Source organism: Leifsonia sp. NPDC014704, from assembly GCF_043083605.1.
Classification (GTDB): domain Bacteria; phylum Actinomycetota; class Actinomycetes; order Actinomycetales; family Microbacteriaceae; genus Leifsonia.
In genome coordinates this window covers 1377595-1392179 of sequence record NZ_JBIBYW010000002.1, presented here as the reverse complement: position 1 = coordinate 1392179, position 14585 = coordinate 1377595, and the positions used below count along the sequence as shown (strand labels likewise).

Genomic DNA, 14585 nt, shown 5'->3' with positions numbered 1-14585 from the left:
ACCCCCGCCTCGGCGATGACTGCGTTACGGAGCCGCGGTGAACCCGCCGGTGTCCGTGCAGGTGCCCTTCGCTACGCCCTTGGTGTCCGTCGCTGCGAAGTTGGCGCCGGTGCTGCTCGTGCCCTGGACACACCACGACTTGAGGTCCGTCGAGACCTTCAGGACGAGTGCGGTGGTGTCGCTGCTCTTGGACAGCCCGTACTTGGAGTCCATGGTCGTGATGTCGCCGGCGGTGGGCAGCGCGCCCTTGTCCGTCTGGTAGGCCACGACCGCCGTCTTCGCGTTCGTCACGTCGGACTGTGTGGCGCTCTCCTTGGCGTTGTTCTGGATGCCGAGGTACACCGGGATCGCGATGGCGGCGAGGATGCCGATGATGATCACGACGACGAGGAGCTCGATCAGGGTGAATCCCTTCTCGTCCTCTTCGAGCAGGCCCTTGCGGCGAGCGTTCAGCTTGCCCATGAGTCGGAAGTACATTGCAGTGTCCAATCGGTCGGGAGATTGCGGGGCGCCGATCGAGCGAGTCCCGTCCGGCTGCTTGATGGTATTTCTGACGAAATTCCGAGCAGAATCCCGCAAACGGGGGCAATACATGTGATAGTGCACCCCAGTTATGGGGTTCCCCATTTGAGTGCCACGGTCGCCGTCGTCGTCATTTCACGAGGCTGGAGATCTGGAAGATGGGCATGTAGAGGGCGACGACCATCCCCCCGATGACCACCCCGAGGAAGGCGATCATGAGCGGCTCGATCATCGCCGTGAGCTGTTCGGTCGCGGACTCGACCTCCTGGTCGTAGAAGTCCGCGATCTTCGTCAGCATGGTCTCGAGCGAGCCGGAGTCCTCGCCGACCGCGATCATCTGGGTGACCATGCTGGGGAAGACCGGTTGCGCCGCGAGGGGGCCTGCGATCGACTCGCCTTGCCGCACCGAATCGGCCACCTTGACGAGAGCGTCCTCGATCACCCAGTTGCCCGACGTCTCCCCGACGATCTTGAGAGCCTGAAGGATGGGGACGCCCGCACTGATCATGTTCGCGAAGTTCCGGCTGAAGCGGGCCACAGCGATCTTCTTCATCAGCGGTCCGAACACGGGCAGCTTGAGTTTGAGCGGGTCCACGCGCCTTCGGACCGCCTCGCTGTTCTTGTTCCTGCTCCACCAGATGCCGCCGACGACGCCGATCACGAGGAGCGCCGGAGCGATCCAGACCATGGCATGAGAGAGCTCCACGAGGATCTTCGTGGGCAGAGGGAGCTGACCGCCGAGTCCTGTGAACATGTTCTCGAAGACGGGCACGATGAACAGCAGCATCGCGATCACGGCGACGATCGACAGACAGAGCACGATCACCGGGTAGGTCAGTGCGGACTTGATCGTCCCGCGGAGCTTGACCTCCTTCTCGAAGTTGGTGGCGATGGACTCGAGCGAGCTGTCCAGGAACCCTCCCGTCTCGCCCGCACGCACCATGTTGATCATGAGCGGAGGAAAGGCGTCGGTGGCTTTCCGCAGCGCTTCGGAGATCGCCACGCCGGATTCCACTTCGTCGCGCACCGTGGCCATGATCGCAGCGAGCTTCTTGTTCTCCGTCTGCTCGGCGATGATGTTGAGAGTGCGCAGGATCGAGAGCCCTGAGCCGATCATCGTCGCCATCTGACGGGACATGATCGCGAGGTCCTTGAGTTTGACGCCGCTTCCGAACCCCAGATTGATCTCGCGATCGAGCCCGGTGCCCTCCTTCGCCTCCTCGATCGAAACGGGCGACAGCCCCATCGTCTTGAGCCGGACCGCCACCGAACCTTGTCCGGAGGCCTCGAGCTTCCCCTTGACGATCTTGCCGTCGGCAGTGCGACCGCGATACGCGAATGTCGTCGTCGATGCCACTTATCTCACCATCCCGGTGAAGTTGTCCCCGAAGTCCGGCTCGCTCGCCGCGAAGGCCTGCGCCGACGCGTCGGTCGACGAGTCGGCGCGCTGGATGAGCCGGCCGATGCTCTCGAGGTCGTGCGCCTTCTCCAGGGCGGACGTGCGGGTGATGAGGCCGCTGTCGACAAGGTCGGCCAGGTGCTGGTCCATCGTGTGCATGCCGTCGCCCGCACCTGCCTGCATGGCGGAGGCGATCTGGTAGGTCTTGCCCTCGCGGATGAGGTTGGCGATCGCCGGCGTCATCATGAGCACCTCCGTGGCGACCACGCGTCCCCGGCCGGAGGCGCGTTTGACGAGCGTCTGGCAGACGACGCCCTGGAGCGTCCCGGCGAGCTGGGCGCGCACCTGGCCCTGCTGGTGGGGCGGGAAGACGTCGATGACTCGGTCGATGGTCTGCGGGGCGTCCTGAGTGTGCAGGGTGGCGAAGACGAGGTGGCCGGTCTCGGCGGCCGTCAACGCGACCGAGATCGTCTCCAGATCGCGCAACTCGCCGATGAGGATCACGTCGGGGTCCTGCCGCAGCACATGCTTCAGGGCGTTGTTGAAGCTGTGCGTGTCGTGGCCGACCTCGCGCTGGTTGACGATCGACTTCTTGTGGGTGTGCATGAACTCGATCGGGTCCTCGACCGTCACGATGTGGTCGGCGCGGGTGGAGTTGACGAGGTCGATCAGCGCCGCGAGCGTCGTCGACTTCCCCGAGCCCGTCGGGCCCGTCACCAGGACGAGCCCGCGCGGCAGAGAGGCGAAGCGGCCGATCTGCTCCGGGACACCGAGCTCGCGCAGCTGCTTGATCTCGGTCGGGATGAGACGGAAGGCGGCTCCGACCGACCCGCGCTGCTGATAGAGGTTGACACGGAAACGCGAATTGGCGGAGATGGTGAAGGCGAAGTCGAGTTCGAGTTCGCGCTTGAACATCTCGTTCTGCCGCTCTGTCAGCAGGCTCATCAACGCGCTCATCGTGCGCTCTGTGCCCCAAGGGGCGGCCGGCCCTGCAGGGGTCAAGGCACCGTCGATCCGGACCATCGGTGGTGCGCCGACAGTGACGTGGAGGTCGGAAGCGCGTTGGAGCACCACCTCGCGAAGCGCGGCGACAAGCTCCGGGTCGGCCTTCTCCAGAGCCTCACGCTCGGCCGGTGTCAGGGTGGAGGTGTCCTCATCGAAGGTCCGCGTCTCGCGGCGGTCCGCCTCGGTGCTCACTGCTGCCGCCTGCTGTGCGGCGCGTCGCCCTCCGGGAACGAGTCGCGTCACCGGGGCGTGATCGGCAAGATCCCATACCGGCACAGCAGGCGCAGCAGGCGCAGCGGGCGCAGCAGGGGCCGGTGGCGCGGCTGGTTCCGGCGGCTCAGCTGCCGCCGGGGACCAGATGGGCGGCGGGCTCAGCGGCGTACCCGGGCCGGGCGTCCAGCCTGCGGCGGTCGCGCCAGGCGGGGTCACCGGGATCTCGTAGACCGGCTTGGCCGTCGGCGGCGGGAAGCCGCCCCAGCTGTCGTCGTTCGTCATGTGCCCTCCTAGGCGACCACTCGCAGGATCTCTTCGATGGATGTGAGGCCGAGCTTGACCTTCTCCCAGCCGTCCTCGCGCAGGGTCAGCATCCCCTGGTCGCGGGCGGCGCGGCCGATCTCCGCGCTGGAGGCGCGTTCGACGGCGAGGCGCTCGATCTCCTCCGTGACGGCCATGACCTCGTGCACGGCGATCCGGCCGCGGTAGCCCGTGTTCGAGCAGGCCGGGCAGCCCACCGGCACGAACATCGTCGGCGGCGAGCCATCCGCGGATACGGGGAACCGCATCCGCCGCAGGTCGTCTGGTACGTACGCACCCGGCTGCTTGCACCGGTCGCACAGGCGGCGGGCGAGGCGCTGGGCGACCACGCAATCGAGTGCGGAGCCGACGAGGAACGGCTCGATGTCCATCTCGGTCAGTCGCGTCACGGCGCTGGGAGCGTCGTTGGTGTGCAGGGTCGACAGCACGAGGTGGCCGGTGAGGGACGCCTCGATCGCGATCTGCGCGGTCTCGTGGTCGCGGATCTCGCCCAGCAGCACGACATCCGGGTCGGAGCGCAGTATGCTGCGCAGCGCGCTGGCGAAGGTGAGGCCCGCCTTCGGGTTCACCTGCACCTGGTTGATGCCCGGCATGCGGTACTCGACCGGGTCCTCGACGGTGATGACGTTGATCTCCGGGCGCGCGACCGCATTGAGCGTCGTGTAGAGGGTGGTCGACTTGCCGGAACCGGTCGGGCCGGTGACGAGGATCATTCCGTACGGCTTCGAGTACGACTCCCGGTACGTCTCGAAGTTGCGCTCCAGCAGGTTCAAGTCCCCCAGCGTCATGCCGGTGTTGGTGTTGTCCAGGATTCGCATGACGACCTTTTCACCCCACACCGTCGGCAACGTGGCGACACGGAGATCGATCTGGCGGCCGCCGTGCACTACCGACATGCGGCCATCCTGCGGCTTGCGGCGCTCGGCGATGTCGATGTCCGACATGATCTTGAGGCGCGAGATGACGCCGTTCTGGATGCTCTTCGGCGCCGACTGCATGGCATGGAGCACACCGTCGATGCGGTAGCGGACCCGGACATCGTGCTCGGCCGGCTCGATGTGGATGTCGGAAGCGTGGTCCTGGATCGCCTGGCTCACCAGCAGGTTCACGAAGCGGACGATCGGTGCGTCGTCGTCCGACGACTCGGAGACCGCCGTGTCCTCCGACGGCGCGGTCTCCTCCTCGAGGGTGGAGGTCAGGTCGCTCAGCTCGTCGTCCGCCCGGATGTAGCGGTCGATCGCTGCGCGCAGGTCCGTTTCCTCTGCGACGGCAGCCGCGACGTTCAGCCGTGACGCAGCGCGCACGTCGTCGATGGCGAAGACGTTGCCGGGGTCAGCCATAGCGACCACGATCATCCCGTCGGCCGTCCCGATGGGGAGGACCGTATGGCGGCGGCAGATCGCGCCCGGGATGAGAGCGACGGCCGCGCGATCGACGGGATAGTCCGCGAGTTCGACGAACTGAAGACCGGCCTGAGCGGCGCGCGCACGCGCCAGCTGGGAGGAGGAGATGGCGCCGCGCGCCATGAGCTCACGAACGACGGCCTCATCGGCCGTCGGCTCGGTCGCTACGCGGTCAAGGTATTCGATCGGCAGGTGGCCGTGGAGGATGAGGATCTCGGTCATGGACGCCACGGGGACCTCCTTCGGGCGCTGCCGACGCGGGTCGGGGAACGGCAGACCCACCGGTCAGGGGCGAGAACTCCCTGGTCGGATGGGCGTAGTCACCCTATTCAGCAGGGCGAACAGGACAACAGACCCGCGTGAGGGTGCCACACCGGTGGGGGGCACCCGCTCGTGGGGCGTGCATCCATCGTCTCCGGAGGCCGTCGCCGCACGCCAGAGCGCCGACGCACGATAATGCCGGTGAAGTGGCCCTCAGCCGAGCTTCCCGCGGCGGCTCGCCAGGTACACGAGGACGCCGGCGACGACCGCGCATCCCATCGTCGTCAGCCAGTACGGGAGGGTCGCAGCGGCGTGGCCCGAGACGGCCTGCGCGATGCCCACGACGAAGCTCACCACGGCGACGACCAGCAGCACGGCTCCGAAGCCGAGCATGGCCCGCCCGACGGTGTCCGTGTACTGCAAGAGCTGACGCCACATGGTCCCATTCTCCCAGGTCGAACGGGGCAGGAACGACGAAGGCCCCCGGCGCAGTGCGCCGGGGGCCTCGTCGTACGGGACCTTAGTTGTAGGTTCCGGGGGTGTAGTCGTCCGAGCTGAAGCTGTCGAAGTCGACGAAGCTCAGGTCGCTCTCGCTGAACGCGGAGTCGTCGGCGAAGATGCGGTTGGGGTACCGCTCCGCCTTGGCCTCCTCGGTCGCCTCCACAGAGACGTTCCGGTAGCGCGACAGACCCGTTCCGGCCGGGATGAGCTTACCGATGATGACGTTCTCCTTGAGACCGATCAGCGGGTCGGACTTGCCCTCCATGGCCGCCTGCGTCAGGACGCGGGTGGTCTCCTGGAAGGACGCGGCCGACAGCCACGACTCGGTCGCCAGCGAGGCCTTGGTGATACCCATGACCTCCTGACGGGCGGACGCCGTCTTCTTGCCCTCCTGCAGCGCAGCGCGGTTGATCTCGTTGTACCGCGAACGGTCGACGAGCTCACCCGGCAGCAGGTCGGTGTCGCCGTGGTCGACGACGGTGACCTTGCGGAGCATCTGGCGGACGATGACCTCGATGTGCTTGTCGTGGATCGGCACACCCTGCGAGCGGTAGACGCCCTGCACGCCGCCCACCAGGTGCTTCTGCACCTCGCGGACGCCCTTGACCCGGAGGACCTCCTTCGGGTCGACGGTGCCGACGATCAGCTGCTGGCCGAGCTCGACGTGCTGCCCGTCCTCCACCAGGAGGGTCGAACGCTTCAGCACCGGGTAGACGTGCGGCTCGTCGCCGCTGTCCGGGGTCAGGATGACCTTACGGGACTTGTCCGTCTCCTCGATGACGATGCGACCGGCGGCCTCGGCGATCGGGGACGCACCCTTCGGGGTACGAGCCTCGAACAGCTCCTGGACGCGCGGCAGACCCTGGGTGATGTCGTCCGCGGACGCCGAACCACCCGTGTGGAACGTACGCATGGTGAGCTGCGTTCCGGGCTCGCCGATCGACTGGGCGGCGATGATGCCGACCGCCTCGCCGATGTCCACCAGCTTGCCGGTCGCGAGCGAACGGCCGTAGCAGGCGGCGCAGACGCCGACCGCCGACTCACAGGTCAGCACGGAGCGGACCTTGATGTCGGTGACGCCGGCGGCGACCAGCTTGTCGATGAGCACGTCGCCCACGTCGTCGCCCGCCTTCGCGACCACGGTGCCGTCCGTGCCGACCGCGTCAGCGGCCAGCGTACGGGCGAACACCGAGTTCTCGACGTTCGGGTCACGGGTGAGGGCGCCGTCCGCGCCGACCGTTGCGATCGGCAGGTCGAGACCCTTGGTCGTGCCGCAGTCGTCCTCGCGGATGATGACATCCTGCGAGACGTCCACCAGACGACGGGTCAGGTAGCCCGAGTCCGCCGTACGGAGAGCCGTGTCGGCCAGACCCTTACGGGCACCGTGCGTCGCGATGAAGTACTCCGCCACCGACAGTCCCTCGCGGTACGAGGAGATGATCGGACGAGGGATGATCTCACCCTTCGGGTTGTTCACCAGACCACGCATACCGGCGATGTTGCGGACCTGCAGCCAGTTACCACGGGCACCGGACGTCACCATGCGGTTGATGGTGTTGTCCGCCGGGAAGTTGGCGCGCATGGCCTCGGCCACCTCGTTGGTCGCCTCGGTCCAGATCTTCACCAGCTCCTGGCGACGCTCGAGGTCGGTCGTCAGACCCTTCTCGAACTCGGAGGTGATCTTGGCGGCCTTCTTCTCGTAGCCGGCCACGATCTGCGCCTTGTTCGGCGGGGTCAGGATGTCGCTCAGCGACACCGTGACGCCCGAGCGGGTGCCCCAGTAGAAGCCGGCGTCCTTGATCCGGTCGAGCGCCGCGGCGACCTCCACCTTCGGGTACCGCTCCGCGAGGGCGTTCACGATCGACGAGATCGTGCCCTTGTCGGCAACCTCCTCCACGTAGGGGTAGTCCGCCGGCAGCGTCTCGTTGAAGAGAGCGCGACCGAGGGTGGTCTCCACGATGGCGGTGATCGGGGTGGCCCCGGTGTCGGCCGCGTCGGACGGAACGTAGTTGTCCAGACGGATCTTCACCTTGGCGTTGAGGTGCAGCGTGCCCTGGTCCTTCGCGAGGATCGCCTCGGAGACCGAGGAGAACGCGCGACCCTCGCCCACAGCGCCCTCGCGGACGGTGGTGAGGTGGTGCAGACCGATGATCATGTCCTGCGAGGGCAGGGTGACCGGGCGGCCGTCCGACGGCTTCAGGATGTTGTTCGAGGCAAGCATCAGGATGCGGGCCTCGGCCTGAGCCTCCACCGACAGCGGCAGGTGAACCGCCATCTGGTCGCCGTCGAAGTCCGCGTTGAACGCGGCGCAGACGAGCGGGTGGAGCTGGATGGCCTTGCCCTCGACGAGCTGCGGCTCGAACGCCTGGATGCCCAGACGGTGCAGGGTGGGTGCACGGTTCAGCAGCACGGGGCGCTCGCGGATGATCTCCTCGAGCACGTCCCACACCTGCGGGCGCGAACGCTCCACCATCCGCTTCGCGGCCTTGATGTTCTGAGCGTGGCTCAGGTCGATCAGGCGCTTGATGACGAACGGCTTGAACAGCTCCAGCGCCATCTGCTTGGGCAGACCGCACTGGTGCAGCTTGAGCTGCGGACCCACGATGATGACCGAACGGCCCGAGTAGTCCACGCGCTTTCCGAGCAGGTTCTGGCGGAAGCGACCCTGCTTTCCCTTCAGCATGTCGCTGAGGGACTTGAGGGCGCGGTTGCCGGTACCCGTGACGGGACGACCGCGGCGGCCGTTGTCGAACAGTGCGTCGACGGCCTCCTGCAGCATGCGCTTCTCGTTGTTCACGATGATCTCGGGAGCACCGAGGTCGAGCAGACGACGCAGGCGGTTGTTGCGGTTGATCACGCGGCGGTACAGGTCGTTCAGGTCGCTGGTGGCGAAACGGCCACCGTCGAGCTGGACCATCGGGCGCAGCTCCGGCGGGATCACCGGGACGACGTCGAGGACCATCGCGGCCGGCGAGTTGCCGGTCGCCAGGAACGACGAGACCACGCGCAGTCGCTTGATCGCGCGGATCTTCTTCTGACCCTTGCCGTTGGCGATCTGCTCGCGGAGCAGCTCGGCCTCGGCGTTCAGGTCGAACGCCTGCAGGCGACGCTTGATCGCCTCGGCGCCCATGTAGGCCTCGAAGTACAGGCCGTAGCGGTCGACGAGCTCGTTGAAGTCCGCGTCCTCCGGCTTGAGGTCGCCGACCTTGAGGGTGCGGAACGACTCCCACACGCGCTCCAGGCGGGCGATGTCCTCGTCGAAGGACTTGCGGATCTGGCCCATCTCCTTCTCCGCCGTGTCCTTGACACGACGCTTCTGGTCGGCCTTCGCGCCTTCCTCCTCGAGCGCGGCGAGGTCGGTCTCGAGGCGCTGCAGACGCTCGGCGACGCGGGCGTCGCGCTGGTCGGACAGCGTCTTGATCTCGAGGCGCAGCTCGTTCTCGAGGCCGGGGAGGTCGGCGTGACGGCCGTCCTCATCCACCTCGATGACCATGTACGCAGCGAAGTAGATGACCTTCTCGAGGTCCTTCGGCGCCATGTCGAGCAGGTAGCCGAGACGGCTGGGCACACCCTTGAAGTACCAGATGTGCGTCACCGGGGCGGCGAGCTCGATGTGGCCCATGCGCTCACGACGGACGGAGGACTTGGTGACCTCCACGCCGCAGCGCTCACAGACGATGCCCTTGAAGCGGACGCGCTTGTACTTGCCGCACGAGCACTCCCAGTCGCGGGACGGTCCGAAGATCTGCTCACCGAAGAGTCCATCCTTCTCCGGCTTCAGGGTCCGGTAGTTGATGGTCTCCGGCTTCTTGACCTCGCCGTAGCTCCAACGACGGATGTCGTCAGCGGTGGCCAGGCCGATACGCAGCTCGTCAAAAGTTGTTGCGTCGAGCAATGTTCCTTCTCTCCTATGGAAGATTCGTCAGTAGGTCTGGCTGCCGCTTAGATCTCGTCGATCGACGACGACTCGAAGCGGGAGGAGATGTTGATGCCGAGCTCCTCCGCGGCGCGGAAGGCCTCGTCGTCCGAGTCGCGCAGGCTGACCGCCTGGCCGTCGGCCGACAGGACCTCCACGTTCAGGCAGAGGGACTGCATCTCCTTGATGAGCACCTTGAAGGACTCCGGGATGCCCGGCTCCTGGATGTTCTCACCCTTGACGATGGCCTCGTACACCTTCACGCGGCCGAGGATGTCATCCGACTTGATGGTCAGGAGCTCCTGCAGCGCGTACGCGGCACCGTAGGCCTCGAGGGCCCACACCTCCATCTCACCGAAGCGCTGACCACCGAACTGCGCCTTACCACCGAGCGGCTGCTGGGTGATCATCGAGTACGGGCCGGTCGAACGGGCGTGGATCTTGTCGTCGACCAGGTGGTGCAGCTTCAGGATGTACATGTAGCCGACCGACACAGGGTCCGGGTACGGCTCGCCGGAGCGGCCGTCGAACAGCTGCGTCTTACCGGAGGAACCGATCAGGCGGTCGCCGTCGCGGGTCGGGAGGGTCGAGTCGAGCAGACCTGCGATCTCCTCCTCCTTCGCACCGTCGAACACCGGGGTCGCGACCTTCGTGTTCGGCTCGGCCGAGAAGGCGGCCTCGGGGAGCTCAGCGGCCCACTTCGGCTTGCCCTTGATCTCCCAGCCGTTCTTGGCGATCCACCCGAGGTGGATCTCCAGGACCTGACCGAAGTTCATTCGACCGGGGACACCCAGCGGGTTGAGGATGACGTCGACCGGCGTCCCGTCGGCGAGGAACGGCATGTCCTCGACCGGGAGGATCTTGGAGATGACGCCCTTGTTGCCGTGACGGCCGGCGAGCTTGTCACCCGCGGTGATCTTGCGCTTCTGAGCGATGTAGACCACCACGCGCTGGTTCACGCCGGAGCCGAGCTCGTCGTCGCCGTCCTGCGAGTCGAAGACCTTGACACCGATGACGGTGCCCTCCTCGCCGTGCGGGACCTTGAGGGAGGTGTCGCGCACCTCGCGGCTCTTCTCGTTGAAGATCGCGCGGAGCAGGCGCTCCTCGGCCGACAGCTCGGTCTCGCCCTTCGGCGTGACCTTGCCGACGAGGATGTCGCCGGGGCGCACCTCGGCGCCGATGCGGATGATGCCGCGCTCGTCGAGGTCTGCCAGGAGGTCCGGGCTGACGTTCGGGAGGTCGCGGGTGATCTCCTCCTTGCCGAGCTTGGTGTCGCGGGCGTCGACCTCGTACTCCTCGATGTGGATCGAGGAGAGGGTGTCGTCCTTCACCAGGTTCTGGCTGAGGATGATCGCATCCTCGAAGTTGTGACCCTCCCACGGCATGAACGCGACGAGCAGGTTCTTGCCGAGCGCGAGCTCGCCGTTCTCGGTCGCGGGACCGTCGGCGACGACCTCGCCCTGCTCGATGCGGTCGCCCTCGTCCACGATCACGCGGTGGTTGTAGGACGTGCCCTGGTTCGAGCGGTCGAACTTGCGCAGGTAGTAGGTCTGGTACGTGCCGTCGTCCGCCTGGACGGTGACCGCGTCGGCCGAGACCTCGGTGACGACACCGGACTTCTCGGCGGTGATCACGTCACCCGCGTCGATGGCCGCGTAGCCCTCCATACCGGTTCCGACGACCGGGCTCTCCGAGCGGAGCAGCGGCACCGCCTGGCGCTGCATGTTCGCACCCATGAGGGCTCGGTTGGCGTCGTCGTGCTCGAGGAAGGGGATCAGCGACGTACCGACCGACACCATCTGGCGCGGCGAGACGTCCATGTAGCCGATCTCCTCGGCGGGGATCAGGTCGACCTCGCCGCCCTTCTGACGGGCGAGGACGCGCTCCTCCACGAAGTGGCCGTTCGCGTCGAGCGGGGCGTTCGCCTGCGCGACGACGAAGTCGTCCTCCTCGGAGGCCGTGAGGTAGTCGATCTGGTCGGTGACCCGGCCGTCGACGACCTTGCGGTACGGCGTCTCGATGAAGCCGAAGGAGTTGATCCGCGCGAACGACGCGAGCGAGCCGATCAGACCGATGTTCGGGCCTTCCGGCGTCTCGATCGGGCACATGCGGCCGTAGTGCGACGGGTGGACGTCACGGACCTCGACGCCGGCACGCTCACGGCTCAGACCACCGGGGCCGAGCGCGGAGAGGCGACGCTTGTGGGTCAGACCCGCGAGCGGGTTGTTCTGGTCCATGAACTGCGACAGCTGCGACGTTCCGAAGAACTCCTTGATCGCCGCGACGACGGGTCGCACGTTGATCAGGGTCTGCGGCGTGATCGCCTCGATGTCCTGCGTGGTCATGCGCTCGCGGACGACGCGCTCCATGCGGGAGAGACCGGTGCGGACCTGGTTCTGGATGAGCTCGCCGACGGCGCGGATACGACGGTTGCCGAAGTGGTCGATGTCGTCGATGTCGAGGCGGATGTCCGTCTCGACGCCGTTGCGGAGACCCTTGATCGTGGTCTGGCCGTCGTGCAGGGCGACCAGGTACTTGATCGTGGCGATGATGTCCTGGACGGTCAGCACCGACTCCGACAGCGGGGCCTCGAGGCCGAGCTTGCGGTTGATCTTGTAACGGCCGACCTTCGCGAGGTCGTAGCGCTTCGGGTTGAAGTAGAAGTTGTCGAGCAGCGCACGCGCGGCCTCGGCGGCGACCTGCTCGCCCGGACGCAGCTTGCGGTAGATGTCCTTAAGCGCCTCCTCCTTGGTGAGGATGGCGTCCTTCTCGAGGGTCAGCTCGATGGACTGGTACCCGGCGAACTCGGAGAGGATCTCCTCGCTGGTGAGGCCGAGGGCCTTCAGGAACACCGTGACCGACTGCTTGCGCTTGCGGTCGATGCGGACACCGACCTGGTCGCGCTTGTCGATCTCGAACTCGAGCCACGCACCGCGGCTCGGGATCACGCGTGCCGAGAAGATGTCCTTGTCGGACGTCTTGTCGGCGGTGGCCTCGAAGTACACGCCCGGGGAGCGGACGAGCTGCGAGACGACGACACGCTCGGTGCCGTTGATGATGAAGGTGCCCTTCTCGGTCATCAGCGGGAAGTCGCCCATGAAGACCGTCTGGGTCTTGATCTCACCGGTGAGGTGGTTCATGAACTCGGCCTCGACGTAGAGAGGGGCCGCGTAGGTCTTGCCCTTCTCCTTGCACTCGTCGATGGAGTACTTCTTCTCCTCGAGGAACGGGTTCGTGAACGAGAGCTGCATGGTCTCGCCGAGGTCCTCGATGGGAGAGATCTCCTCGAAGATCTCCTCGAGGCCCGTGTTGGCGGGAAGATCCTGACGGCCCTGGGCCTCGGCTTCTGCGACGCGAGCCTTCCACGCGTCGTTGCCGACCAGCCAGTCGAAGCTCTCGGTCTGCAGTGCGAGCAGATCGGGAACGGTCAGGGTGTCCGTGATCTTGGCGAAGGAGAGTCGGGATGCGGCTCGTCCGTTCTTGGGTGTCTTGTCGGTGTTGGTTGCGTTGCGCGCAGCAGCCAAGGAAATAACCTCCGGGGCCCCGTCGGGCCAGTTACTGTCGGTCGTGTATCTATCAGGACGAGAACTCCCAGTCACGTCGCGCTGCCGTATCTGACCCGAAAGAACGGGCCCAGGCACACGCGGAGAAAGTCAGAGCCGACCGCAATATGAAGGCAGAAGTTTGACTGGGAGCGCAAAGAACAACTATATGTCAATCGGACGCGCCGTGTCCAGTCTTTTCTTGACCGGAGACACGTCCTGATGTATAACGCGACGGCCGCTGCGCTATTCCCCGCGCTCCCTGTCGAAGGTTCGGCCGGTCAGAGGCACATTTCGAGCCGGAGCGCCGGGGCGCACGCCGTCGGAGATTCGGACGCGATCCAGCCCGAACTCCATCCGCACCGCGGTGCGTCGGAGATTCGAACGATTCGTACCTACGCTGACGGCGCGTCTCCGCGGGTCAGGTGCGGTGGGAGCGGTAGGTCGGGAGGGTGTCCACGGTGGCGATCACGGCCTCCTCGCGCGAGCGGGGAGCCCAGCCGAGCACGTCGATCGCCTTCTGCGCGGTGGCGCGGCGCGCCGTCCCGATGTCGGGAAGCGAGTCGCGGACGCGCCGGCTGAAGGGGGCGGCCGCCCGCAGCATCCACTCGGGCATCAGCTTGGTGCTGACCCGGCGCCCTGCCGCCTCGCCGAGGTGGCCGCGGATCAGGAGCGCGACCTCCTGCGCCGACATGACTTCGCCGGCGATGGCGAGGAAACGCTGCCCGGCGGCCTCCGGCCGTGTCATGGCGAGGAGGTGCAACGCGGCGACGTCGCGCACATCCACGATCCCGAAGTGGACGTCGGGGAGGCGAGGGAGGCGTCCCTCCTTCAGCAGGCGGACGAGCTCCACCGAAGTGGAGATGTCCGGGCCGAGCACCGGCCCGAGGATGCCGACCGGATTCACGGTCGCGAGCTCGAGCCCTCCGCCCTCCGCCGCGACGAACGCCCACGCAGCCCGCTCGGCGATGGTCTTCGACTGAACGTACGGGCTCAGTCGGCGGCCGCTGTCGAGGTCGGTCCAGTCCTCCTCGGTGAAGGGCCGGTCGGTCGGCGGATGCCCGTAACCGATCGCCGCGAAGGACGAGGTGAGCACGACGCGCTCGACGCCGCCGTCCCGGGCGGCGCGCAGCACGCGCAGGGCGCCGTCGCGCGCGGGGACGATCAGGTCGTCCGCATTCTTGGGCTGGGAGGACGGGAATGGCGAGGCCACGTGCAGGACGAACCGGCAGCCGGTGACGGCATCGGCCCATCCGTTGTCCGAGGTCAGGTCGGCGATCGCGAACTCGAGCCGGTCGCCCGGGTCGTCGACGCCTCCCGCCGCGAGCTGCTGCCGGACGTCCGCGGCACGCGCCGGGGTGCGGACCGTGGTGCGCACCCGGTAGCCGGCGTCGAGCAGCGCGAGGATGCAGTGCGCGCCGAGGAACCCGGAGCCGCCGGTGACGAGCACCAGGTCGGCGGGCGGAGTGGAGGGCGGGGTGGCCGCGTTCGGGTCGCTCACT

The 14585-nt window shown here is 66.8% G+C and carries 8 protein-coding genes; all 8 read right to left on the bottom strand.

The window, feature by feature from the left end; all coding sequences use genetic code 11:
- Positions 1-24: 24 nt before the first annotated feature.
- On the bottom strand, positions 25-477 hold the full coding sequence (locus ACF1AJ_RS18205) for a type II secretion system protein (protein ID WP_391508628.1): 453 nt from the start codon (positions 475-477) through the stop codon (positions 25-27).
- 175 nt (positions 478-652) lie between these two features.
- Positions 653-1879, bottom strand: a complete 1227-nt coding sequence (locus tag ACF1AJ_RS18200) for a type II secretion system F family protein (RefSeq protein WP_391508627.1) — start codon at positions 1877-1879, stop codon at positions 653-655.
- Complete coding sequence (locus tag ACF1AJ_RS18195) at positions 1880-3421, bottom strand: type IV pilus twitching motility protein PilT (RefSeq protein WP_391508626.1); 1542 nt, start codon at positions 3419-3421, stop codon at positions 1880-1882. It abuts the gene before it with no gap.
- Positions 3422-3429: 8 nt separating this feature from the next.
- Positions 3430-5094, bottom strand: a complete 1665-nt coding sequence (locus ACF1AJ_RS18190; RefSeq protein ID WP_391508625.1) for a GspE/PulE family protein — start codon at positions 5092-5094, stop codon at positions 3430-3432.
- A 243-nt stretch (positions 5095-5337) separates the two neighbouring features.
- Positions 5338-5562: a hypothetical protein gene (locus tag ACF1AJ_RS18185; RefSeq protein ID WP_309853504.1), complete on the bottom strand. Its 225-nt coding sequence runs from the start codon at positions 5560-5562 to the stop codon at positions 5338-5340.
- A gap of 82 nt (positions 5563-5644) precedes the next feature.
- On the bottom strand, positions 5645-9520 hold the full coding sequence (rpoC, locus tag ACF1AJ_RS18180) for a DNA-directed RNA polymerase subunit beta' (protein ID WP_309853507.1): 3876 nt from the start codon (positions 9518-9520) through the stop codon (positions 5645-5647).
- A gap of 47 nt (positions 9521-9567) precedes the next feature.
- Complete coding sequence (gene rpoB, locus ACF1AJ_RS18175) at positions 9568-13065, bottom strand: DNA-directed RNA polymerase subunit beta (RefSeq protein WP_309853509.1); 3498 nt, start codon at positions 13063-13065, stop codon at positions 9568-9570.
- 439 nt (positions 13066-13504) lie between these two features.
- Positions 13505-14584 carry an SDR family oxidoreductase gene (locus ACF1AJ_RS18170; protein ID WP_391508624.1) on the bottom strand — a complete coding sequence of 360 codons (1080 nt, stop codon included), beginning with the start codon at positions 14582-14584 and terminating at the stop codon, positions 13505-13507.
- Position 14585 lies beyond the last annotated feature (1 nt).

What these genes read in the sequence shown, in the direction of transcription:
- ACF1AJ_RS18195 (WP_391508626.1), bottom strand. Translation starts at nt 3,421, where the DNA reads ATGACGAACGACGACAGCTGGGGCGGCTTCCCGCCGCCGACGGCCAAG.
- ACF1AJ_RS18185 (WP_309853504.1), bottom strand. Translation starts at nt 5,562, where the DNA reads ATGTGGCGTCAGCTCTTGCAGTACACGGACACCGTCGGGCGGGCCATG.
- ACF1AJ_RS18205 (WP_391508628.1), bottom strand. Translation starts at nt 477, where the DNA reads ATGTACTTCCGACTCATGGGCAAGCTGAACGCTCGCCGCAAGGGCCTG.